Origin of the sequence: Psychromonas sp. 14N.309.X.WAT.B.A12, assembly GCF_030397575.1 — a bacterium.
Classification (GTDB): domain Bacteria; phylum Pseudomonadota; class Gammaproteobacteria; order Enterobacterales; family Psychromonadaceae; genus Psychromonas.
In genome coordinates, this window is the sequence record NZ_JAPNXS010000016.1 from 1 (window position 1) to 24,439 (window position 24,439).

The following is a 24,439-nucleotide window of genomic DNA, read 5'->3' on the forward strand; positions in this document are numbered from 1 at the left end:
ACTCGCTGGGTAACTTGCGTTCCGTCCCGTGTCTGTGGGTGCGCATTATAGGGATCTTCGAAAGGTAAGCAAGCGTTTATTGCTGTTTTTTTTGATTATTTTACTGACCGCTTAATTAACAAACAAACTGCTCGAAATAACACGCTTTTGTGCTGTTATTTTGTACTTATCATCTTGTTTAAGCTATTCGCTGGATAAAGGATCGCAGAAAGTAATTTAGCAATCACGCTACCAATAAGTAATGCAGATAAAGAAAATATGATAATAAGGGGTTCATTATCAGTTAATAGATTAGTTATTATGCAAGTGGTAACAAATAAGATAAGCGGAATGATGTAAACAACTAAAGAACTTTGCACAATATCTTTGTTATCGACTAATAATTCAATTTGCTTATTAACCTCCATACCTTCTTTATAAGGCATGGAAATTTGATGAGATTTATCACTAAGGCCTTTCGCTACTACACCAACACCACAATTATCATTGCTGCTACAAGATTTGCATGCGGATTTAGAGATGCACTCTACGATCACACTCTTCTCACCATTTACTTCGGTAATTTCAATAATACGGCCAGTTTCTTTTAACATTAATTCACCGGTTTGATAGAAGCCGCTATTTTTTCTGCGGTGACTAATGGGATTTCGCCAATAATATTGACTTCTACACTATCAATTTGTTTTGTATAAATAAGTGTTGCACCACGTTGTATAATATTTTTCTGATCGGCCAACAATGCTTTTTTACTTGATATATATACTGAAACGCTGACTATTCCATCATTAAGCATAAGATAAGAGACAGGATCAGTATCATGCATCATTAGTTTATGTTGATCGTCTTTAATTACTTTAAAACCTGTAGGTAACCAATCGACATTCCAATCAGCTATTTCCGTAGTGGTGTTATGCGGTAAGTTTAATATATCTGGTGTAGCTTGGGTACTTAATTGCTTTATCCATGGACTGACTGTTTCACTAATACTCATCGAAACAACCATGGTTTGTTCTAATATTACATTAGACTTGTTAATTATGTCTAAACGCAACGGTAAATAACTATCTAGATCTAACCACACTATATAGCTATAACGGTAATTATCTTTACTGATCATACGGATCGCGATGGCTTTTTTACCGGCAATTCTATCTTTACCTAGGATAATGTATTCGTAACTTCTATTACCACTTTTAAAATCAAAGTTAGCGATATCGGCAAATACACTTTGGTCTTGATGGCTTAGTAAGCTGTAAGGTTGGTTTCCTTGCTGATAGAAGCTAATTTTTCCATCAAATTGTAACGACTCCCGCATTGTACCATTTAAGTAAGTAAAATAGGTAATACGTTTGCCATCAATAATGCCATGAACAAGCTGTTTAGGCTGTATTTGGTTCTGTGCTGTATTTAAATAAAGCAGCGTATAATTCAAATTATTATAAGCTTGCTTCATATTATTTAAATAAGTTAAAGCGGACGGTAAATCTGTTGGCTCTGTTTTTACGACTTGAGATTGTGTTTGTTCAGAGCTCGCCATTAGTTGCGGTGACACTATTAATGATGCTAGTGAAACTAACGCAACTAAAAATAATCGATGTTTCATCGCTAACCTTAAGGTTTTGTTTGCAACTGTAACTGATGGTCCTTCATTAACGCTTCTAAACGTTCATTACGTTCTTTAATATCATTTTCTGTTTGTGCAGGTGTTGCTTGTAAACTTACCGGTGCAGCTGCTCCACCAAACGGTACTGTATTCAGTACAGGTGTTGAACTTGCATCAGTTGCATTGTCTTGGTTTACAATTAAGCTACTTACTACCACTACACCAGCTACAGATGCAGCAATTGCATATTGTCCAAAACGTTTCATAAACGGAACAACATTAGTATCTTGTTTTTCAGGTGTTGTTAATGGGACAACATTATCATCTTGCATTTCGCCAGCAATCGCTGCCATTACACTATCAGTCACATCAACTCGTAAATCTAAGCCATCGCTTTCTTCACGGAGAACGTCACCAATTAGTTGGTATCTTGAGAATTGTTGTTGTAATTCAACATCCCCAAGTACTGCGTCGATGATCTCTTGGTCATCAAACTCATTATCAATGAGCGATGATAGATCTTGTGAATATTCTTTCATCATCAATTCCAATTAATTTTCTAATAAGGGTTTGAGTTGTTTGTCAATTGCTTCACGAGCCCTAAAGATACGTGAACGGACGGTACCAATTGGACAATTTTCAATTTGTGCAATTTCGTCATAGCTCATTCCTTCAAGTTCGCGCAAAGTAATCGCAGACTTCAACTCATCTGGTAAACCACCAATCACTTTTAAGATGACTTGCTTAACTTCCTGAGAGTGTAAAATTGACTCAGGATTATCTTCATCTTTTAAAGCGCCACTACCGTCATAACTATCAGCTTCTTCAGCATCAATGTCAGATGCAGGCGGACGACGGCTTTGACTGGTTAAGTAATTTTTTGCAGTATTAACCGTAATGCGAAATAGCCAAGTATAAAAAGCACTATCACCTCTAAAGTTGGGTAATGATTTATATACTTTTATAAACACTTCTTGCGACACATCAGGAATATCACCTGAGCTGCGCACATAACGTGTTAATATATTAGCCACACGCGTCTGGTACTTACGTACTAATAATGCAAATGCTTGTTGCTCACCATTTTGTATACGTTGTATTAACTGTAAATCTAATTCACGCTCATTCATTGAGCTTTTCTACCTATATTTATAGTGAGCTATCAATTCTCACAGATATGACTTTTATAAAAAAAGAAAGTTCCAAATTAATTCAAAACAATGATGTTTTTGGATAAACTCTCTAGTTACTCGAAATGTTAGTTACATTATTTTACCCAAAACAGAGCATATAATGCCATGGCAGAGAATAAAACAACACCTGAACATCAATACACTTGTGACGTACTAATCATTGGAGCAGGTGCCGCGGGCTTATCACTAGCCTTAAAAATTGCAGATCACAGCAATGTAAGAGTATTAAGTAAAGGTAGCTTGTCTGAAGGATCAACCTATTATGCGCAGGGTGGAGTTGCTGCAGTATTCTCTGATGATGATAGTACTGACTCACATTTTAAAGATACGCTAATAGCCGGTGCCGGTTTATGTGATGAAGATGCGGTCAACTTTACCGTGACTAACGCCAAAGAAAGCATGCAATGGTTAATTGATACGGGTGTTGATTTCGATACCGAAACCAATGATCAATCAGAAACGCAATATCATTTAACTCGTGAAGGTGGGCATTCACATCGTCGCATATTGCATGCAGCTGATGCCACAGGAAGAGAGATTGAAGAGTCTTTATTAAGCGCTGTTAAAAAACACCCTAACATCACCTTAATGGAAGGCTATAATGCTATTGATTTAATTACAACTCGTAAATTAAATCTGCCTGCCAACCGTGTACTAGGTGCTTATGTTTGGAATAGAAAAGCGGAGCAAGTGGAAACGGTTAACGCACACTTTGTAACGCTCGCGACAGGTGGTGCAAGTAAAGTTTATCAATATACTAGTAACCCTGATGTATCTAGTGGCGATGGTGTTGCATTAGCTTGGCGTAGTGGTTGCCGTGTAGCCAATATGGAGTTTAATCAATTTCATCCAACCTGTTTATACCATGCAGACGCAAAGAACTTTTTATTAACTGAAGCGTTGCGTGGTGAAGGGGCTTTATTACTACGCCCTGATGGCACAAGATTTATGCCTGACTTTGATGATAGAGGTGAATTAGCGCCACGTGATATCGTCGCACGAGCGATTGATTATGAGATGAAACGCTTAGGTGTGGATTGTATGTACCTCGATATCAGCCATAAACCAAAAGACTTTATCATTAAACATTTCCCTACTATATATCAACGTTGTTTATCATTAGGTTTAGATATTGCTGAGCAGCCAATGCCAATTGTTCCTGCTGCACATTATACCTGTGGAGGTGTAATGATCGATCATCATGGTCAAACCGATATTGACGGTTTATATGCCATTGGTGAAGTGACTTATACCGGATTACATGGGGCGAATCGATTAGCATCAAACTCGTTATTAGAATGTATTGTTTACGCACACGCTTGTGCAAAAGATATCATTAACCGCATCCCTTTTTATAAACAAAGAAAGTTTGCCAAAATTCCTGATTGGGATGATAGCCAAGTTGAAAACTCTGACGAGCAAGTTGTGATCCAACATAACTGGCACGAGTTACGTTTATTTATGTGGGATTATGTTGGGATTGTTCGTACTGATAAACGTTTACAACGCGCCTTAAGCCGAGTTGAATTATTACAACACGAGATCACTGAGTATTACAGTAACTTTAAAGTAGGTAATAACCTATTAGAGTTAAGAAACTTAGTACAAGTCGCTGAATTGATAATAAAAAGTGCAATACAAAGAAAAGAAAGTCGTGGTTTACATTATAACCTAGACCACCCTAATCTTGGTGAAAACCCTAAACCTACGATTTTAAATCCTAATAAGGACTAATCGGTGTGAGCAGTGTTAATTAATCGGGCAAGTAACCGGTACTCTTCCTCTGCCACACTATCATAAAACACGATAAACCATTTTCTAGGATTATCGTGTTTTACTTCGACTAGCAACGCATCCACCTGCTCTACGCATAAAAATATAACCCAATCATTATAAAAAGAACGCTTATTAATCGCACCAACTAACCGCGAAGGTTTACTTATTTCAATATTGCCACCATCAGCAACTAAGCAAGTAAAAGGATGCTGTACTGATGAGTGAACAAAATAAACTGAGCTAACAATATAAAGTAATAAGAAGATTGCACTTAGCCAGCCAATCCCCCATAACAGCAATAATATAATGGCACTGAACAGTAATAAGGTTATCGCCAAGACTTTGGCGATAAGTGACGGAGTGGTTGTTAACTTATACTTTAACGCGCTTGAGGATGACATTGACAATTTCAGCAAGCTGCGGATCTGGGCATTGCTCATGTCCCATAAACCAAGCGAATAATTCAGGGTCTTCACAGGTTAATAGACGTTGGAAATACAACTTATGTTGATCGCTTAAATCAGTATATGCTTCTTTCGCAAAAGGCATTAACAACACATCGAGTTCTAACATACCACGACGACAAGCCCATATTAAACGGGAAAGAGGAACCTCTTTTAGCATGACTAAACCTTCCTTTTTAAATGAAAACGTTAAGTTATTGATCAACTTATCCGTATAAAATTTGAAACAAGCCAGTAGCTTATTATAAGCGACTATATTAGTCAGTTATTTATTCTGATAAATATCCAGTGTATGACATCAATAGCATAATTTATCAGTTGTAAAATAGACTATTGGCGATAACATTGTATAAAAACACATTCGTCCATAAATGAGGCCAAACATGCTAACACTTAGCCAACTTGAGAATATCAGTCAATTACCCGTTCTTGTTCTCTGTCCACTCGATAGCTGGGACTTGATCAGCATAACAGGTGAAGACCGTGTTACGTTTTTACAAGGACAACTTACTTGTGACTTAACCCAGTTAGCACCAGGTGAGCAAACATTAGCAGCGCATTGTAACCCTCAAGGTAAAGCATGGACTATCGCACGAGTCATTATACTGGCAGATCGTATTCTACTCACTCAACCTAACTCTGTATCTGCAATACAATTACCAGAACTTAAAAAGTATGCCGCTTTCTCTAAAGTAACTATTGAGAAAGAAACAGAATATAAAATATTAGGTTTAGCCGGTCGCAAGTCAGCAGAGTATATTGCAGAAGAGGTTGATACCGCAGCAACTCATGATACCAGTCGCTTATTAGAAACAGGTACAGTGCTAATTAAACAACCCTACCCTTCATTACGTTACCTTGCAGTGATGAAAAACGATGTGGCGGATGCATTAGTAAAAGACTTAGCAGGTAAAGCAGAAATCTTTGACGATAGCTTATGGAATGCTATGAACATCGCAGCGGGTGTTGGTTTTTTAACAGCGGAAACGGCAGCACAGTTTATTCCTCAAATGCTAAATTTACAGGCGTTAAACGGCATTAGTTTTACTAAAGGGTGCTACATTGGTCAAGAAACCGTAGCACGAGCGAAATACCGTGGAGCCAATAAGCGCGCTATGTTTATTTTGACAGGCCGCTCAACTGAATGCCCTGCCGCAGGTCAAACGGTGGAAGTACTATTAAACAATAACTGGAAAAGAGTCGGTACTGTTGTCTCTGCTAGCCAATATGGTGATGGTCATATTGAGGTCTTAGCTGTATTACCAAAAGACACCAATCAAGAAGATATATTCCAAATTAAAGAGTTAGACGGGTCAACACTTTATTACGCACCGCTACCCTACCAAATAGTAGAAGACTAAATTAACTTGCCCTTAATTTTATTAAGGGCTTGCCCATTCCTAGATTGAGCCAATTTACACTATATTTACCAATAACAAGAATTAATGCTATGATGCTCACACTTTTTATAAGGTTGAATTAACACTAATACCTGTACTGATGGAACACAGCTTGAGCCAAGAAATCATTCAATTACGCGATAAATCCGATGAGTTTTCTCGTCTACGCGTTAGATCTGCTCTCGCATTAATGAAAAAAGATGAAGCAAATGTGTTTCAAATTTGTCCATTATTATTCCATTACAATGCGCCTAGCTTACCGGGTTACATCAAAGGCGACGTCCCCGCTGGTATTAGCCAGTTTAATCCAACGAAAGAACATCAAGCACTTGCGCAGCAATTATTTTCAGTCGTTCCTGATTATCCAGTAGAACAAGCTGAGATCATTGGCCTTTATGCTATGGGCAGTACTTCATCTATCGGGCAATGCTCTGAAAGTGATTTTGATATTTGGATCTGTTACGAGCATTCCTTAGATCCAGACCGTGTTGCTTTACTTAATAAAAAGTCATGGGAAATAACCTATTGGGCTGAAAGCTTAGGAGTAGAGTTAAACTTCTTCCTAATCCCTGATAACAAGTTCAGAGTAACAAACAAAGCCTCAATGAGTAATGAGTCCTGCGGTACATCGCAACATATGCTGTTGTTAGATGAATTTTACCGAACGTCATTGCGTGTTGCTGGCCGTCGTATTCTATGGCGACAAATTCCACATGAGCATGAACATGATTATGATAATTATGTAAAAAACTTATATGATACCGGCCAAATAAACCCTGATGACTGGCTAGACCTTGGCGGCTTACATTGCGTGCCGGCAGAGGAGTTGTTTGGCGCTACATTATGGCAACTTTATAAGGGGATCGATAATCCTTACAAAGCAACCTTAAAAACTATCTTGATGGAAGCTTATTCGTGGGAATACCCTAATACAGAGCTGATATCCACTTCTTATAAAAAAAGCTTCCAAGAGCAAGATTTCTACGATGAACATCTTGACCCTTATTGTTTGATGCTTGATAAAGTAAGCAATTATTTAATTAGCATTAATGATCTACAACGCTTAGAGCTCGTACGTGTTTGTTTCTATTTTAAAACAGAAGAGATGCTCTCTAAGCAATGTGATAATGAACATAATGCTTGGCGCCGCACTATTTTAAATAAACTAGTCAAGCAATGGGGTTGGACTGCAAATCAAATTATCGATCTAGACAATCGTAATAATTGGAAGATACGTGAAGTAAAACAGGCTAATCACCTATTACTTGATGCACTGATGCTGAGCTACAGTAATTTGATCAAATTTGCTCGAGTGAATGATATTAGTGAATCTATTAGTGCTGAAGATATCGGTATTTTGTCTCGAAAACTTTATGCAGCACATGAAACACTACCTGGTAAAGTAGATATTATTAACCCTAATATTTCACCTAATTTGATTGAGCATGATCTCAGCCTAATTCAGATTCCAGAACATCGCAAAAATAAGGCTGGTTGGTACTTATTTAATAGTACACTCGATCCATTTGAGTTAGCATCTACACCAAACCTTGGGTATTCGCCTTATTTATCTAAGCTAGTAGCTTGGAGTTATGTGAATGGATTATATGATGAAGACACTACATTACATTTATATAATCAAGGGTCAGATCTCGTTGATAAAAACCTGAATCAATTTGCTAAAGATTTATATGCTGTATTTCCAATTTATGTCCCTAAAGCAAGTGATAAAGCACTGAGTGAACCTTGTGCCATTAAACATTTATCCATTTTTTTAAATGTTGAAAAAGATCCAACACGACACTGGCAAGATACAGAAGAGAGTGAATTAAACCAGATCGATAATGTAATGGCCTATGGCGAGCATAAAGAGAGCCTAATTGGCAGTATCGATTTTATCTACCGTAATTCATGGAATGAAGTGCGTACTTTACACTTTAATAGTCAGTTCTCAGTAGTGGAAGCTTTAAATACTATCTTGTCAAAAATGCATCAAGATGCTTCACCTCCTCAACAGATTGATCTGTTTTGCTATAGTCGCCATTTTAGTGAACAAATTTGCCAATCATTCGGTAGTAAACTGAATGAGTTTATTCAGTTACGTTTGCACACCGTACACACTCGTTCTGTACAAACATTGTGGACTGGCGGTAGAAAATTTGGATTTTACTTTGAACGTAAAGGGGTTTCATTGCAGCATTTAGAAAGTGCAGTGGACATTTATAGTCATATCTCTAATAAAAAATTATCTGCAAGCTCATTGAATTTAAAAACCACACATTATGACCAAACAGCTGATGTAATTGAATCGCACATTAGTGAAGGCTTAATACAATTCTTCTTTGAAAATTACCATAATGGTTTTAACGTTTATATTGCCAATGCAGAAAATGATGTAGAAACATTTTTAAACTTTGCAGGTTCAAAAAATGAATTTGTACAAAATGTTAATCGTTTTTATACTTCTAATAATCACTTATCTAATACAGAAGCGGAACAGATTAATTTCAACTTGCCGCAGTTTTATGATATTACACTAAATGAAGATAAAACCTTATCGCTTAACCCCTTCAAAAGCAGCACTTTAGTGGCTTCTGCACAGGACTTAATTTCTGCATTAACTCCTGCTAACGAACAATAAACGCTTTCGTTAAGTATTTTCCTACTCAACTATCCTCTTTTAAATTATGGACTTCTAGCCCTCTTTACGTATAGATTGCCATGTTTAATTTATCGAGGTAAAATAAAGCATATTTTTTAAAAGGTTATTGCTATGTCAACACAATGGAACGGTGAATATATTAGTCCTTATGCCGAACACGGGAAAAAAAGTGAACAGGTAAAAAAAGTGACTGTGTCGATACCAACTAAGGTATTGAAAATATTGACAGATGAACGTACTCGTCGTCAGGTAAATAACTTACGCCACGCAACCAACAGTGAGTTGTTGTGCGAAGCTTTTTTGCACGCTTATACCGGTCAGCCTTTACCTGAAGATGAAGAACTTGATAAAAGCCAAAATGTAAATATTTCAGAGACTTTAAGCAAGTCAGCTAAATAAATTCATCAATAAAAAACCTCAATAAGCGATGCTCATTGAGGTTTCAACTAAGCTAATTTGACGATCGCAATTATTTTAACGCAGCCACCGCTTCTTTCACTAATGCGCCAATCTTTTCCCATTCACGGTTATCAATCAGATCAGCAGGTACCATCCACGTACCACCACATGCTAATACCGCATTAATATCTAAGTAGTCGTTGATGTTCGCTGGCGATACGCCACCTGTTGGCATGAAGCTAACTGGATAAACCGCAGTTAATGATTTTAACATTGCCACGCCACCCGATGGTCCAGCAGGGAAAAACTTTAACGTCGTTAATCCCATTTCCATTGCTTGTTCAACTAATGATGGATTGTTAACACCTGGAATAATTGGCATGTTACGTTGTTGACAGTATTTAACCGTTGTTGGGTTAAAACCTGGGCTAACGATAAAATCAACACCAGCATCGATCGCTAAATCAACTGTTTCACTATTTAGTACTGTACCAGCACCAATTAACATTTCAGGAAACGCTTCACGTAAATTTTTAATTGATTGTGCAGCAGCTGGAGTACGGAATGTAATTTCTGCACAAGGCATGCCATTTTCAACTAATACTTTACCTAATGGCACAGCATCATTAGCATCTTTAATGGCAATAACAGGAATCACTTTGAGTGATTGTAATTTTTCATTTAATGTTGTCATTTTACTATCCTAAATATGAATGATTAATCTACAAATGGGGCAATGTATTTCATATCAATAATTGCACCTTTATGCTGTATCACAGTACTTGCTACTTGGTGTGCTTTTTCAGCAGCAATAACAGTTGTTCCACCTAAAGTTCGTTTTGACAAATAACCAGCGGCAAAAGAATCTCCGGCTGCAGTAGTATCGATAACATTTTCAGGATCTACTTTTTGCGCTGCAACACTAATTGAATCATCTGCAGTAATGATCAAACATTCGCCGCCACCTTGTTTAATCACTATTTCTTGAACACCTAATGCACGTGTACGCTCGATACATTGCTCAACTTTTGTATCACCAAATAATGCTTGTTCATCATCAAATGTTAGTAAGCCAGTATGAGTAACAGCTAGAATACGTTTAAATCCTTCAGCAGCCTCTTCAGCCGAATCCCATAACTTAGGTCGATAGTTATTATCGAAATAAACTTTACCACCAGCCGCTTTATAACGAGCCAAAAGATCATAAAGCTTTTCACGACTAGCAGGGGGCAATATCGCTAAGCTAATGCCTGAAAGGTAAATAACATCTTGTTTCAATAACGATTCAATATATTCATCACTTGCTGTCTCAAGCCAATATTTAGCCGCCGCAGCATCACGCCAATATAAAAAACTACGCTCACCTGTTTCATCTGTTTCAACCATATATAAACCAGGTTGTCTCATTTCAGAACGTTGTACAAATTGTGTATCAATGCCTTCTTTGTTCCAAGCATCAATCATTTCTTGGCTTATGTTGTCTTCACCTAAGGCAGTAACGTAACTAACATTTACATCTTTACCTGATGTTAAACGTGACAAATATACAGCTGTATTTAGAGTGTCTCCGCCAAAGCTTCTACGTAAAACGCCATTTACTTCCTGTAATTCAATCATACATTCGCCGATCAAAGCGATATTGAAATTAGCCATTTGCTACCTCTATTATAAAAAATGGATTCATTGTCTTTTGTACTTAACTATCTCAATCTGTTGCAGCGAATAGCGTACGCTTGATGCACTCGATATAAAGCGCGGTATTAAGATCAACTGCAGCATCAACACGCAAAAATGTCGGCAATGCATTTGCATCTTATTAATACAACTTATAAGTTAAAAATTGTACATCACACAACCCGATTTGTAATACAAAAAGGCACTATGTGTGATCCAGATCATCCACCTACATCACAATCAAAATAATTATCTAATATAAATATTAAGACGAAGTGAGCTAAATTCAGCCAACCCGCTTAGGTGCTTATTGTAGAGAGGTAATAAAAAGTAAGCTAAATCAATAGTTGAAGAAGCTAAATTATAAAAGGTTCTGGCTTTATAAGAGTTATTTAAAATATAAAAATAGAGAGCTCATCCTTAAAAATTAAAAAATAAAAGTGATTTTAAGGTTTATTTGTATTACTTTATTAAGCAATTTTTATCCACTTTATATGTAGCGAGGTCATAATGCTCTCCACTGTTAACGCCGTTCTGATGAATCAACAAGAAATTGAAGCCATTCAACAACAGCTAGGAAAAACAAGTTTAATGGGCCGTAGCCTAGATGCTTTAATTCAAGATACCGATAATTACCTAAAGCTACCGATAGACGTTCCAGGACATAGCCCTGCAGGTGGTTATGCACATAATAAGCACCAACAGAACTATAAATATATCGAACAAGCTGGACGGTTATTTCTCATTACCGGCGATGAAAAGTATGCCCAGTTTGCAGCGGCATTGTTAACTCAATATGCAGAGAAGTATTTAGTGCTAGGGTTTCAAGAACAGCGTAATACTAACCCTCCAGGGCGTTTATTTCACCAAATGCTCAACGAGCATGTTTGGTTATTATATTCGAGCCTAGGTTATAGCTGTATTAAGCATTGGTTAACGGAAGCACAACGTCAGTATATTGTGGAACAATTATTTGAACCTATGCTAGAAGTAGCTACGGTTAAGTATAACTTTGACTTTGACCGCATTCATAACCATGGTGTCTGGGCTGTTGCTGCAACAGCCGCGTGTGGTGCAGCAATAGGACAAGAAAAGTATATCGACTTAGCGTTACATGGTTTAGCTGGCGATGATATCCAAGGTGGTTTTTTAGCGCAATTAAGCAACCTATTTGCTCCTTCAGGTTATTACATTGAAGGGCCTTATTATCACCGTTACGCAATTCGCCCTTTATGTTTACTTGCAGAATTAACTCAGCGTTTCCGCCCTGAGCTAGATATCTTTAATTTTAAAGGTCAGGTGATCGGTAAAACTATCCAATCTCTATTATCAACGGCTTACCCTAATGGCGTCTTTCCCTCATTAAATGATGCATCGAAAAGTATGGACATTAAAGATGAAGGTGTGGTGATTGCCGTCAGCTTATATGCAAAGCATTATCCGGAAGACACTAATCTATACGGTATTGCTAACATTCAGGAGCAAATTTGGATCAGTGGATGTGGTGTTGCCTTATCACAAGCTTACCAAGCACAAACGTCGGTTGAAGTACCTTGCTTACCGAGTGTTGAGTTGAATGAAGGTCCTGATGGAGATAAAGGTGCACAGGGCTTTATCCGAATGCAAAATTCACAAGGAGATATCAGCCAATTAGTGATGAATTATGGCCAACATGGTATGGGCCATGGACATTTTGATACCTTGGGTATGACCTACTTTAACAATAATCAGGAAGTATTACGTGATTATGGTTTTGGTCGCTGGGTTAATATCGAGCCTAAATTCGGAGGTCGATATCTTGATGAAAACAAATCATACGCGCGTCAAACTATCGCACACAATCTAGTATCCGTTGATGCAGGTTGTCAGAATGACTTTGATGTTGAGCTTGCTGATAGTAAACACGGCGAACCACACTTCTTTATCGGTGAAGGCAAAGTACAAGCAATGAGCGCTTTTGCTGAAGACTTTTATCCAGGTGTTGAACAACAACGTTCACTAATATTAATTGAACATGAGCAATTAACACAGCCATTATTAATCGATTTGTTCCGTTTAAGCAGCCATACAGCACATCAATATGATTATTCACTACAATACCAAGGCCAAATCATTCGCACTAACGTTGAACATAAACAACATGCCACACTCAACCCAATGGGTGATGACGCAGGTTATCAGCACCTATGGAATGTAAGTGAAGGCAAAGGCCAAGACACTAATTTAGTGAGTTGGTTACAAGGTAGTAGCTATTACACTTGGTTAAGTGCAAGTTCAGCTGACGACACGCTCTTCTTTACGCGCACAGGGGCTAATGATCCTGACTTCAATTTACGCAGTGAAACGAGTTTGATTCTACGTCGTAATGCAAAAAATAGCTTATTCGCTAATGTCATCGAAACACACGGTTACTTTAATGAAGCTATAGAAGCAAGTTTAGATGCACGTGGAAAAATACACACCATTAATATTATTGGCTTCAATGAACAAGCCTCTGTGATTGAAGTATTAGGTGACGATATCGCATTAATCGTGATGATCAACAACGCCAAAGACGCAACAGCAGCAAGTGAAACAACTATCGAATTTAATCATCAAACGTACAGCTGGAAAGGTTTCTTAGTTGTAGAAAGTAAGAGGTCTTAATCATGAGTTATCAACCCCTTTTAATGAGCTATGAACAAGCAGCCGAATTACGTCAATATGTCGATAGCGACTCGTTAATCGGCCTTTCTATTAGTGAAGAAATTGACGCACTTGAAGCTTACATGCCAATCGGTATTGAGATCCCAGGCCACGGCGAAGCTGGCGGTTATGAACACAACCGTCATAAACAAAACTATATCCATTTAGACCTAGCTGGTCGTTTATATCTGATTACTGAAGATAAACGTTACCTTGATTACGCAACCACTATGTTAATTGAGTATGCAAAGGTTTATAAATATCGTGAATTAAACATTAGCCGAGATTCAAATAAACCGGGCCGTCTATTTCATCAAACGCTCAATGAAAATATGTGGATGTTATACTCATCCTGCGCTTACTCTTGTATCCGTCATCAATTAACTGAACAGCAACAACAGTTGATTGAAAATGATTTGTTCAAAGTCATGCTTGAGATGTTTGTTGAAACTTATGCTGAGAATTTTGACATTATCCATAATCACGGTTTATGGTCTGTAGCGAGTGCTGGTATTTGTGCTTATGCCATTAACGACCAAGCAACGGTAGATAAAGCTATCTATGGTTTAAAAGGTGATAGTGTCTCTGGTGGCTTTATTGCGCAATTAACGCAGCTTTTTTCACCTGATGGTTACTACATGGAAGGTCCTTATTACCATCGTTTTTCGCTGCGCCCTATTTTCCTATTTGCTGAAACCATTGAACGTCGCCAACCAGAGATAGGTATCTATCAATTAAAAGATGAAGTGATTAAAACGACTGCCTATGCGGTAATGTCAACGGCTTTCCCAAATGGTACCTTACCTGCATTGAATGACTCATCTCGTACCATGGATATCAAGGATCTCGGTATTTTACTGGCGACCAATATCTGTTTCGATCGTTACGAGCAAAATGAAACATTATTAGCCATGGCTAAGCATCAGGGTAAAGTTTGGGTGCATAATACCGGCGCAACATTATCTAATGCTCTGCAAGATAACGCTGAAGTCCCTAACTTTAACTGGGGTAGTTTAAGTCTAAGTGATGGGGCTGAAGGTGAGTGTGGTGGCGTGACTATTTTACGTCACCGAGATACACAAGCTGATGATAGCATGGCACTACTTTGGTATGGACAACACGGTAGTGATGCGAAATTACACTCAGCTTTAGACCATGGTCACTTTGATGGCTTACACCTTAGCTTATTCAACAATAACCAAGAATTTATTAATGATTACGGTTACGGTCGCTGGGTAAATATCGAACCTAAATTTGGGGGGCGTTATATCCCTGAAAATACCAGTTATTGTAAGCAAACCATTGCACATAATACGGTAGTCGTTGACCAAACAAGTCAAAACCAAGGCACAACGGCGATAGCTCAACAACATTTTGGTGAACAACATTTTACGTTATTAGATGATCAAAAACTTCAAGCAATGAGTGCTTATGCTCGTGATTATTACCCAGGTATTGATCAACAGCGTACGGTGATCATGGCTGAACTAGAAGGCTTTGAAAAACCATTGATTATTGATCTATTCCGCCTAATCAGTGAGGAGGAACATAGCTACGATTATCCAGTTCATTACCAAGGACAAATCATTCGTAATGACTTTGACTATGAAGCGAACAAAAGCCTTAACACCTTAGGTGATGCATTTGGTTATCAGCACTTATGGAATCTTGGGCAAGGTAAAATAGAGAAATCTTCGTTAACAACATGGTTAATGGGTAATACTTATTATTCATTAATTAGTAGCGCTAATGAAAACAGCGAATTTATCTTTGCGCGAACCGGCGCTAATGATCCTGATTTCAACTTACGTAATGAACCGCTATTTATTCTTCGTCAGAAAGCCGCTAACCATTTATTTGCTAATGTCTATGAAACACACGGTTATTTCAACGAAGCTATTGAAGCAAGCTTAAATGCTCGTGGATTAGTGGAGTCTGTAGAAGTGCTTCACAGTGATAACAAAGCATCAGTAGTCATGATTCACTTAAGTGATCAGAAGCAACTAAAAGTATGTGTTAACAATCAAGTTGGTGTTAACGCTGAAACAATAACAAGCATTACCATCAATGGTGAACAGATCACCTGGACTGGAGCAGTCTCTATTATTTAAGAAATAGTAGTAAACAAAAAGCCGCGTTAAGAATTAACTTAGCGCGGCTTTTTAGCAAAAGTCTACCTTTACTATTAGTTACTAGTTGGTAAACGGTGGTTGGTTGTGCTTAACAAGCGTTTATTTGCTTCACGGGCTTTTTCAGCATCCCCAGCCATAATAGCCGAATAAATTGCTCTATGTTCACCGATACAAGTCCCACCCTTTTCGGACGAATGACTAATGAAGCTTTTAAACATAGTACATAGCACATTAGCAAAAGGCAGATAAAAGCTATTTCCCGTTGAAAGAAAGACGAGACGATGGAATTCCATGTCCACTTCCATCCATTGTGCAGCATCAAAGTTTTTAGACACGTAATCCATTTGTTGGAAAGTAGCAGATAACAAAATACGCTGTTGAGCTGTTGCATTCTGTGCAGCTAAAGCCGCCGCTTCTGGTTCAATCGCTTTACGTAATGCAAGAAACTCTTGATATACGAATGCATTATCACCTAAATCAATAACCCAATCTAATAATTGAGCATCTAAGAAATTCCAGTTATCACGACTTTTAACACGCGTTCCAACTTTAGGCTTAGATTCTAATAGACCTTTTGAAGTTAATAATTTAATCGCTTCACGCAAGGCAGTGCGGCTTACACTAAACTGCTCACATAATACCATTTCACTAGGAATAATCTCATTCTGAGCAACTTCACCAGATAATATTTTTCTCGCAATTTCACGTGCCACTTGGACATGTAAACTACGCTTGGAACCAGAAATTTGTATGAATGGGTTATGCATAATGTCTCTTCATGTATATAAATCAATCGTTATTATATGATAATTACAAGGGCTTAGATACAAACAACTAACAGCTCAATTAACAATCACTTATCTCTCTGATTTTAAATTATAAAATATTTTTTTATAGAGAGCTAGGGAGGCTTTTTTGAATTCAAAACCGGTTTTAATAAGATAGCGATCATATAAAAACAAAAAAACCAGCACAAAGGCTGGCTTTAAAAGATACAAAGTTAATATCTATTTATCCATGTGGACATCCATTTGTGGATATGGAATTTCTATACCTGCTTCATCAAGAGCATTTTTAATAGACTCCATTAACTGAAAACGTATTGGCCAATAATCAGTACCGTTAACCCATGGGCGAACGACTAAATTAACACTTGAGTCCGCTAGCTCTGAAACAGCAATAGTTGGAGCTGGTGTTGGTAAAATACCTTTAGTGTCATTCAATACCGATTCTAATACCGCTTTAGTCTGAGCGAGATCAGCGTTATAACTTACACCAATCACTAAATCGATACGTCGTGTTGGTTTACGAGAATAGTTAATAATATTACCGCCTAGAATGGCAGAGTTAGGTACAACAACAAACTTATTGTCTGGGCTAGTGAGAGTGGTTGAGAAAATTTGTACTGATTCAACTACACCCGCTGTACCCGCCGCTTCAATATACTCACCCGCTTTAAATGGACGTAATGCAATAATTAAGATCCCTGATGCAAAGTTAGAAAGCGACCCTTGTAATGCTAAACCAACAGCTAAACCTGCGGCACCTATAATCGCAACAAATGAAGTGGTCTCAATCCCTAACTTACTGAGTGATGCGATGATAACAAAGGCAACAATCACGTAACGCACCATGCGTGTTACAAAATCTACGATGGTGCTATCAAAACCACGCTTACCTAATATTTTATGCAAAGTACCAGCAATAAAGCGCGCGGCCATCATCCCTATAATGAGGGTACAGACAGCAAAAAAAATATTTAAAGCATAACCAATAATCAGATCTTGATTATCAGCAAACCAAGTCACGCTATTGTTGAGTATATCTACATTTTTCTCGATAGCTTCGGCAACAGCATTTACCGCTCCACTTTCTTCTGACATTATATTGCTCCTTAACTTAGCTTTGTGTTAGCTGTTTATAAAAAAACTGCCACTGGTTTTTAAAGTGTTGTGTAGGTTTTTGTTTAAATTGAGAACGTACAAATTGACTCATTCGCCCTTCTACATAAGACAATAATAGGTTCGCTAATATGCCTTCATCTGTAGTGAACTTTTGTCCATCAGAGGTTGGCCTCTCACGCAATGTTTGTTTTAACTGTGTTTCTAACTTAGAAAAAACATGTTCTATACGTAATTGTAGCCGTTCATTTTCTCCTACTAAGGCATCACCACTTAAAATACGTGTGATACCAGGATTTCTTTCAGAAAAGCCTAATAAGAAATGAACAATATGTTCAATACGTACAAAAGTATCTTTCTGCTGTTCTTTGATCAAATTGATCTGAGTGAACACCGTGGTTTCTGTGAAGTCGATTAACCCTTCAAACATACGAGCTTTACTTGGAAAGTGGCGATATAAAGCGGCTTCCGATACACCTACTTCTGCAGCCAATTTCGCAGTAGTTATACGCTGCCCTGGCTTTCCTTCTAACATAATCGCTAAAGCACTTAAAATATCATCCTTTCTATTGGCTTTTTTATTATTATTTTTTGCAACCATCTTAATAACTTCCTTTGTTATCGTTGTTGTTTTCCTGAGTCCCCAAAACTGGTCTCCAGTTGTTATACCCATTGCATTAATAAGTGCCCTATGTACTTCACTTATTCCTACGAAAGGTATTAATTTAATATAAATAGCTATAAAAATTAAATAGGTATCCCCTGCTGCTAGCTAACTAGCGGCCAGATCTTACCTTTAATTTATGTCATGCGTATGATCTTAAGAGCGCTGTTGATACTCTTTTGCAATGATTGTAAGCAGTTGTTTTGCCACTTCTTTTTTACTGGTTAAACCAATATCAAAGCGTTTATTTTTAGCAAACACCGTTAACGCATTATTATCGCTATTAAAACCTTGTGTCCCAACAGAAACATCGTTTGCCGCTATTAGATCAAGATTTTTACGTTCAAGCTTACCTTTTGCATAGGCTTCAACATCACTCGTTTCAGCGGCAAAGCCAACACAGAAAGGTCGATCCGCAGCACTCGCTACATCTGCAATAATATCTGGGTTTTTTACTAAAGTTAATGTGATTGAATCGGTATCTGTTTGTTTCTTCATCTTTTCAGTATGAATATGTTCAGTACGATAATCAGCCACAGCAGCACAAGCAATAAAGATATCGGTCGACGCTAATGAAGCTAACGCAGCTTGGTGCATATCCATTGCACTTTTAACATCAATGCGGTTTATAGCCGTTGGTAATGTTAAATTAACTGGTCCAGCAATCACGGTAACAGTTGCGCCCATACTATGTGCTGCATTGGCTAACGAAAACCCCATTTTACCTGAGCTATGATTACTAATATAACGTACAGGATCAATAGCTTCTTGTGTAGGACCAGCGGTAATGACTATATTTACACCAGCTAAGCTTCGATCTTTAGGCGCAAAAAATTCACAACAGCATGTAACTAATTCAGGCACCTCCAATAAACGGCCAGGGCCGATATCTCCACAAGCTTGTATACCTTGCCCTGGCCCCCAAATGAAAACACCACGTTCAGCTAAAACACTTAAATTATCTTGTGTTGCTGGTGCTAAATACATTTGTTGATTCATGGCAGGTGCTATCGCAATGGGAGACGGCGTCGCTAAGCACAAAGTAGTCAATAGCTCATCTGCCATACCTGAACGCAAACGAGCAATGGCATTGGCTGTTGCTGGTGCAATTAAAATTAAATCAGCCCACTTAGCTAATTCAATATGTCCCATCCCCGCCTCTGCTTGCGGATCTAATAGATCATCATAAATAACATGCCCAGAGACGGCTTGCATGGTTAAAGGCGTAATAAACTGTTTTGCAGAAGCTGTCATTACAATACGAACTTCAGCACCTTGATCCATTAAACGGCGTGTTAATTCTGCACTTTTGTATGCAGCAATACCGCCACAAACACCCAATAATATCTTTTTCCCTGCAAGGGGCAATATTGATGACATAAGGTTCTCGGAAAATTAAATTAAAAAAACTAACAATACCATAAAAATGTTACGCAATATGCACAAGTTAAACTAGATTTAATACTCTATATTTTATTTAAGGAGGTCTGCTTTGGCATCAATAAAGGAATGGCCAAAACAAGAAAGGCCACGAGAAAAACTGATCCAGCAAGGTCCTGGTAGCCTAACCGATAGTGAATTATTGGCTATTTTCTTACGCACTGGATGTCAAGGTGTTGATGTGGTGACCCTATCTCGACAGCTATTAACCGATTTCGGCTCCTTACGATCGCTTTTTTCTGCCTGTGAAAGTGAATTTTGTACTCACAGAGGCTTAGGACAAGCAAAATATGTGCAACTACAAGCGGTTTTAGAAATGTCTCGTCGTTACCTACAAGAGCCATTAATGAAGGGCGACCCATTAACTAGTGCGGCACAAACACAACAATATTTAAGTGCAAAAATGCGTGATTATCCTTATGAAGTGTTTGCAGGATTATTATTAGATAGCCAACATCGCGTTATTCGCTTCCACGAATTTTTCTTCGGCACAATAAATAGTGCCAATGTTCACCCAAGAGTTATCGTACAAAAAGTATTACAGGAAAATGCCGCGGCAATTATTCTTGTGCATAACCATCCTTCAGGTGATCCAACAGCCAGTCAATCTGATAAAAATATTACTGAAAAACTTGTGAATACACTGCAATTAATTGATGTTAAAATATTAGACCATTTCATCATTGGTGATGGAAAATACACCTCATTTGCCGAAAAAGGGTGGATTTAGGGCATTTATTTTCACATTTGTTGATCTTTTAATCTTAATGATGTATAAAATGCGCCCTCGACGCCTTTGGCGACGGCTAAAAAAGGTGTTCGACTATTTTGCTCGAGTAAAACTAATATTTTTGGAGAATTTCGACATGTCTAGAGTATGTCAAGTTACAGGCAAGCGTCCAGCTGTTGGTAACAATGTATCACACGCAAAGAACCGTACACGACGTCGTTTCTTACCTAACCTACAAACACACCGTTTTTGGGTTGAGAGTGAGAACCGTTTTGTTAAATTACGCCTATCTACTAAAGGTATGCGCATCATCGACAAAAAAGGTATTGATTCAGTTTTAACTGATATCCGTGCTAATGGCGTTAAAGTTTAAGGAGCTTAAAAATGCGTGATAAAATTCGTTTAAATTCAAGCGCTGGTACTGGTCATTTTTATACTACTGATAAGAATAAAAAGAACATGCCTGAAAAGTTTGAGATCAAAAAGTTTGATCCTGTAGTACGTAAACACGTTATCTACAAAGAAGGCAAAATCAAGTAATTTTGATTTAACCTTGAAAAAACCCAGTTTATACTGGGTTTTTTTATACCTAAAGAAAAAGGAATGTTTATGCGCTTATCCAAAAAAGGTTGGAATAATGTACTTATCTTTGGCGTATTACTTATTATCTTCATCTTTAACTTTCGTCAACAACTGCACTTTTCAAATTCGACGCCACAGCGTCCAGTTATCTCACCAGACCTAACCATTGTTGAAATACAAACACCAGATTTCGTAATGACACGAACAGGCCGAGAATGGAAAAGAGAGCCTAGTATTAACCTTTCTAATGAAAACCTGCAAAGTATTGTCGATAACTGGCAAACTCTTCCGTTAGCAGTCTTAGATATCCAATCCTTGCCCTCTTCCGACTTTATCTTAAAATTTTTTGTTATCGAACAACAGCAACCTATTCTTGTGCAACTACATCAGCTGCAGGATGGTCAATATATTTTACAAGTTAATGAAGATACTTTTTTAGCTTTACCCATTGATAAACTAACTTCATTAATTGGCAGATAATCATTCCACCAGCCCACCTTTGCTAAAAAACACGGTTAACTAATTAAGCCTAGTAAGCTATTGTTGTCATGATTACTTCTTAAATAAATGATGAGAGAAACATGCCAGAGTTACCAGAGGTAGAAACTAGCCGTCGTGGCATTAGCCCGCATATCGTCAAGCAAACGATTAAAAAAATAACCCTACGTCACCATCAATTACGTTGGCCAATACCAAAAGAGCTGCCGTCATTATTAGAAAAGCAAACGCTGTTAGCCATTGATCGCCGGGCTAAATATCTATTATTACGATTTGAAGCGGGTACCTTATTAATTCATTTGGGTATGTCCGGCAATTTACGTATTTGTAAATTAGGAACCGTCCCACAAAAACATGACCATGTAGACTTTGAGTTCGATCACTGCCTGTTACGCTACACTGACCCAAGACGCTTCGGAGCTATTCTATGGTTAGGAGAGCAACCTGAAGAAAGCCCATTATTAAGCATATTAGGTCCAGAGCCTCTTTCTGATGAATTTACCGCGGCATTATTATATGAACTCGGTAAAAGTAGAAAACTACCCGTTAAGCAGTTCATTATGGAACAAAAGGTGGTAACGGGTGTGGGTAATATTTACGCCACGGAAGCATTATTTAAAGCAGGCATCAGCCCCATTCGAGCGGCAAATAATATTAGTTTAAAACGTTATCAAGTCTTAGTTGAAGCAATTAAAGAGATACTAACCGAAGCGATTAAGCAAGGTGGGACAACACTTAAAGACTTTGTGGGGGGCGATGGTAAACCCGGTTACTTTCAACAAACCTTGCATGTTTATGGTAAAACAGGTGAATTATGCCCAAGCTGTGAGACACCATTAACCTCGGTTAAGTTAGCGGCACGTAATAGTGTGTACTGCGCCAACTGCCAACGGTGATTAGTATTATTCCCAATAAAAAAGCCTAGGATTATTCATCACTAGGCTTTTATTACGTTATGCGTTAATCATTAAATAGCGATACTAGTTTTGATAAACTATTTCGCCCGTTGGTTGATATTCTTCAACCTTAAGCGGCGAGTGTGACTCTAAGTATTCTTTTAATACTTCAGCATCAACAAAACCTGTATTTACAAAGCCAGGATGCTCAGTAATATTAGGATATCCATCACCACCAGCGGCATTAAAGCTTGGAATAGAGAAGCGATATTGTTCTGTTAAATCAAGACTTTTGCCGTTAATTTTAACGTGACTAACTGCTGTTTCCCCAACCGTCATACTAATACCGTAAAATTGAGCATAAGCACCTGTATCTACTGGTTTAGTAGCAACAACATTAAGGTAATCAAGCACCTCTTTCCCACTCATATCAACATACGTTAATTGGTTACCAAAAGGTTGTACCTTCAACACATCTTTATAAGTAATCGTACCAGCTTCTATTGAATCACGAACCCCACCAGAGTTAACTACACCGAAGTCTGCTTTAGCGCGCTCTTTTTGTGCTTTAGCGACTAATCGACCTAAGTTAGTTTGTTGGAAACGAACCATATTACGATCCCCTTCTAACTTAGCATTACTCTCTGCGACTTTATTACCTAGTTCAGCTTGACCGTTTTCTTGAAAAGGCGTTAAGAAGGCTAATAAACTAGGGTCCTGCTCTATTTTGTCTTCTACTAGTACACGCTTTGACTCACCGTTTATTTTCACTTTTTTAACTAAGTTAACTGGAATAAGACGATAATTAACCAGTGTTAACACACCATTTTTAAATTGGTAATCGGCACGTCCAACGTATTTACCCCATTCATGAGCTTGCATAATGTAGGTACCGTTTTGTTTATCTGGCACACAATCATCACCAGGTTTAAACTCTGTATCAACTACGTTAGGGCCTTCCATACAAACAGGCTCCTGCGAATGCCCACCAACGATCATATCTAAGGCACCTTCCGGCAGAGCACGAGCAAGTGTCACATCACCTGGTGCATTCACACCGTAAAATGCGTTTTGATAGTGACCCATGTGTGTCACAGCAAAAATAAGGTCTGGATGTTCATTTTTCTCTACTTCAGCAATCACTTTTCTCGCTTCAGTGGTCGGGTCTTTAAAATCAATCCCTGTAACATATTCAGGGTTACCCACTTTGGCTGTATCTTCTGTTGTTAAACCTATCACTGCCGTTTTTACTCCACCTAGATCAAACATTTGATAAGGTTGAAATAAACGAGTATTAGTTTTTTTATCGTAGATATTTGCTGATAATAATGGGAAGTTAGCCCACTCTTCCTGCTGCTTTAAGATCGCCATAGGATTATCAAACTCATGATTACCAATAGCCATCGCATCGTAACCAATTAAACTCATGCCTTTAAAATCTGGCTCTGCATTTTGTAAATCAGACTCAGGTACACCAGTATTGATGTCGCCACCTGATAATAACAAGACACTACCACCAGCCCCTTCAACTTCACTTCTAATACCGTCGATTAAGGTCTTACGTGCAGCCATGCCATACTCACCATAACGGTTTTGCCAAAAACGACCATGATGGTCATTAGTATGAAGCACTGTGATGTTGTAAACTTTATCCTGTTCCCAGGTTTTATCGGCAACGCTGCTGCAACCTAACAAAGAAAAGCTAAGTGCGGTAAGTAAAAGTGTTTTTGTCATTGTTCT

General features: G+C 38.0%; 24 protein-coding genes. 11 read left to right on the forward strand and 13 right to left on the reverse strand.

Annotated features, from left to right (window positions below; translation table 11 throughout):
* Positions 1-155: 155 nt before the first annotated feature.
* From OW492_RS16080 to rpoE, 4 genes are read right to left on the reverse strand one after another with little or no spacing between them, the layout of a single operon-like run.
* Positions 156-593 carry a SoxR reducing system RseC family protein gene (locus OW492_RS16080; RefSeq protein ID WP_290041456.1) on the reverse strand — a complete coding sequence of 146 codons (438 nt, stop codon included), beginning with the start codon at positions 591-593 and terminating at the stop codon, positions 156-158.
* Positions 593-1,603: a MucB/RseB C-terminal domain-containing protein gene (locus OW492_RS16085; protein ID WP_290041458.1), complete on the reverse strand. Its 1,011-nt coding sequence runs from the start codon at positions 1,601-1,603 to the stop codon at positions 593-595. Before OW492_RS16085 ends, OW492_RS16080 begins: the two co-directional genes overlap by 1 nt.
* 8 nt (positions 1,604-1,611) lie before the next feature.
* Positions 1,612-2,145, reverse strand: a complete 534-nt coding sequence (locus OW492_RS16090; protein ID WP_290041460.1) for an RseA family anti-sigma factor — start codon at positions 2,143-2,145, stop codon at positions 1,612-1,614.
* 9 nt (positions 2,146-2,154) lie between these two features.
* Entirely contained in the window at positions 2,155-2,733 is a 579-nt protein-coding gene (gene rpoE, locus OW492_RS16095) for an RNA polymerase sigma factor RpoE (RefSeq protein ID WP_290041462.1), read from the reverse strand.
* A gap of 168 nt (positions 2,734-2,901) precedes the next feature.
* Between rpoE and nadB the strand changes: the two genes are divergently transcribed.
* On the forward strand, positions 2,902-4,530 hold the full coding sequence (gene nadB / locus OW492_RS16100; protein ID WP_290041464.1) for an L-aspartate oxidase: 1,629 nt from the start codon (positions 2,902-2,904) through the stop codon (positions 4,528-4,530).
* On the opposite strand, the gene OW492_RS16105 is transcribed toward nadB, so the two are convergent.
* Complete coding sequence (locus OW492_RS16105; protein ID WP_290041466.1) at positions 4,527-4,973, reverse strand: protein YgfX; 447 nt, start codon at positions 4,971-4,973, stop codon at positions 4,527-4,529. The genes nadB and OW492_RS16105 overlap by 4 nt on opposite strands.
* The gene (locus OW492_RS16110) at positions 4,945-5,196 is read right to left on the reverse strand and encodes a succinate dehydrogenase assembly factor 2 (protein ID WP_290041468.1); all 252 of its coding nucleotides are present in this window, start codon (positions 5,194-5,196) and stop codon (positions 4,945-4,947) included. Before OW492_RS16110 ends, OW492_RS16105 begins: the two co-directional genes overlap by 29 nt.
* A gap of 223 nt (positions 5,197-5,419) precedes the next feature.
* On the opposite strand from OW492_RS16110, the gene ygfZ reads away from it, so the two are divergent.
* The 3 genes from ygfZ to metJ all read left to right on the forward strand — a co-directional run bounded on the left by ygfZ (position 5,420) and on the right by metJ (position 9,497).
* The gene (gene ygfZ, locus OW492_RS16115) at positions 5,420-6,397 is read left to right on the forward strand and encodes a tRNA-modifying protein YgfZ (RefSeq protein ID WP_290041469.1); all 978 of its coding nucleotides are present in this window, start codon (positions 5,420-5,422) and stop codon (positions 6,395-6,397) included.
* Positions 6,398-6,548: 151 nt separating this feature from the next.
* The gene (locus OW492_RS16120; RefSeq protein ID WP_290041471.1) at positions 6,549-9,077 is read left to right on the forward strand and encodes a class I adenylate cyclase; all 2,529 of its coding nucleotides are present in this window, start codon (positions 6,549-6,551) and stop codon (positions 9,075-9,077) included.
* Positions 9,078-9,209: 132 nt separating this feature from the next.
* A complete protein-coding gene (metJ, locus tag OW492_RS16125) occupies positions 9,210-9,497 on the forward strand; it encodes a met regulon transcriptional regulator MetJ (protein WP_290041473.1) in 288 nt (95 codons plus the stop codon).
* A 70-nt stretch (positions 9,498-9,567) separates the two neighbouring features.
* On the opposite strand, the gene OW492_RS16130 is transcribed toward metJ, so the two are convergent.
* Positions 9,568-10,191 (reverse strand): bifunctional 4-hydroxy-2-oxoglutarate aldolase/2-dehydro-3-deoxy-phosphogluconate aldolase, encoded by a 624-nt coding sequence (locus OW492_RS16130; protein ID WP_290041475.1) that lies wholly within the window; start codon positions 10,189-10,191, stop codon positions 9,568-9,570.
* A gap of 23 nt (positions 10,192-10,214) precedes the next feature.
* Entirely contained in the window at positions 10,215-11,150 is a 936-nt protein-coding gene (locus OW492_RS16135; RefSeq protein WP_290041477.1) for a sugar kinase, read from the reverse strand.
* 558 nt (positions 11,151-11,708) lie between these two features.
* On the opposite strand from OW492_RS16135, the gene OW492_RS16140 reads away from it, so the two are divergent.
* The gene (locus OW492_RS16140) at positions 11,709-13,817 is read left to right on the forward strand and encodes a heparinase II/III family protein (protein WP_290041479.1); all 2,109 of its coding nucleotides are present in this window, start codon (positions 11,709-11,711) and stop codon (positions 13,815-13,817) included.
* 2 nt (positions 13,818-13,819) lie between these two features.
* On the forward strand, positions 13,820-15,967 hold the full coding sequence (locus tag OW492_RS16145) for a heparinase II/III family protein (protein ID WP_290041481.1): 2,148 nt from the start codon (positions 13,820-13,822) through the stop codon (positions 15,965-15,967).
* A 74-nt stretch (positions 15,968-16,041) separates the two neighbouring features.
* Here the strand turns inward: OW492_RS16145 and OW492_RS16150 are convergent, their stop codons facing one another.
* The 4 genes from OW492_RS16150 to coaBC form a co-directional block, all read right to left on the reverse strand.
* Positions 16,042-16,755, reverse strand: coding sequence for a FadR/GntR family transcriptional regulator (locus OW492_RS16150; protein ID WP_290041483.1), 714 nt, complete (start codon positions 16,753-16,755; stop codon positions 16,042-16,044).
* 240 nt (positions 16,756-16,995) lie between these two features.
* Positions 16,996-17,871 carry a mechanosensitive ion channel domain-containing protein gene (locus tag OW492_RS16155; RefSeq protein WP_290041484.1) on the reverse strand — a complete coding sequence of 292 codons (876 nt, stop codon included), beginning with the start codon at positions 17,869-17,871 and terminating at the stop codon, positions 16,996-16,998.
* 16 nt (positions 17,872-17,887) lie between these two features.
* Positions 17,888-18,490: a nucleoid occlusion factor SlmA gene (slmA, locus tag OW492_RS16160; RefSeq protein WP_113820092.1), complete on the reverse strand. Its 603-nt coding sequence runs from the start codon at positions 18,488-18,490 to the stop codon at positions 17,888-17,890.
* A 219-nt stretch (positions 18,491-18,709) separates the two neighbouring features.
* On the reverse strand, positions 18,710-19,933 hold the full coding sequence (gene coaBC, locus OW492_RS16165; RefSeq protein ID WP_290041485.1) for a bifunctional phosphopantothenoylcysteine decarboxylase/phosphopantothenate--cysteine ligase CoaBC: 1,224 nt from the start codon (positions 19,931-19,933) through the stop codon (positions 18,710-18,712).
* A 112-nt stretch (positions 19,934-20,045) separates the two neighbouring features.
* Here coaBC and radC point away from each other — a divergent pair, with 112 nt between their 5' ends.
* The 5 genes from radC (at position 20,046) to mutM (ending at position 22,699) form a co-directional block, all read left to right on the forward strand.
* The gene (gene radC / locus OW492_RS16170) at positions 20,046-20,723 is read left to right on the forward strand and encodes a DNA repair protein RadC (protein WP_290041486.1); all 678 of its coding nucleotides are present in this window, start codon (positions 20,046-20,048) and stop codon (positions 20,721-20,723) included.
* A gap of 136 nt (positions 20,724-20,859) precedes the next feature.
* Positions 20,860-21,096 (forward strand): 50S ribosomal protein L28, encoded by a 237-nt coding sequence (gene rpmB, locus OW492_RS16175; RefSeq protein WP_113820089.1) that lies wholly within the window; start codon positions 20,860-20,862, stop codon positions 21,094-21,096.
* 11 nt (positions 21,097-21,107) lie between these two features.
* Entirely contained in the window at positions 21,108-21,263 is a 156-nt protein-coding gene (gene rpmG, locus OW492_RS16180) for a 50S ribosomal protein L33 (protein ID WP_025562982.1), read from the forward strand.
* Positions 21,264-21,332: 69 nt separating this feature from the next.
* Positions 21,333-21,785, forward strand: coding sequence for a hypothetical protein (locus tag OW492_RS16185; RefSeq protein ID WP_290041488.1), 453 nt, complete (start codon positions 21,333-21,335; stop codon positions 21,783-21,785).
* A 101-nt stretch (positions 21,786-21,886) separates the two neighbouring features.
* Positions 21,887-22,699 carry a bifunctional DNA-formamidopyrimidine glycosylase/DNA-(apurinic or apyrimidinic site) lyase gene (gene mutM, locus OW492_RS16190; protein ID WP_290041490.1) on the forward strand — a complete coding sequence of 271 codons (813 nt, stop codon included), beginning with the start codon at positions 21,887-21,889 and terminating at the stop codon, positions 22,697-22,699.
* Positions 22,700-22,783: 84 nt separating this feature from the next.
* Here the strand turns inward: mutM and ushA are convergent, their stop codons facing one another.
* On the reverse strand, positions 22,784-24,433 hold the full coding sequence (ushA, locus tag OW492_RS16195; RefSeq protein ID WP_290041492.1) for a bifunctional UDP-sugar hydrolase/5'-nucleotidase UshA: 1,650 nt from the start codon (positions 24,431-24,433) through the stop codon (positions 22,784-22,786).
* Between the last annotated feature and the right edge of the window lie 6 nt (positions 24,434-24,439).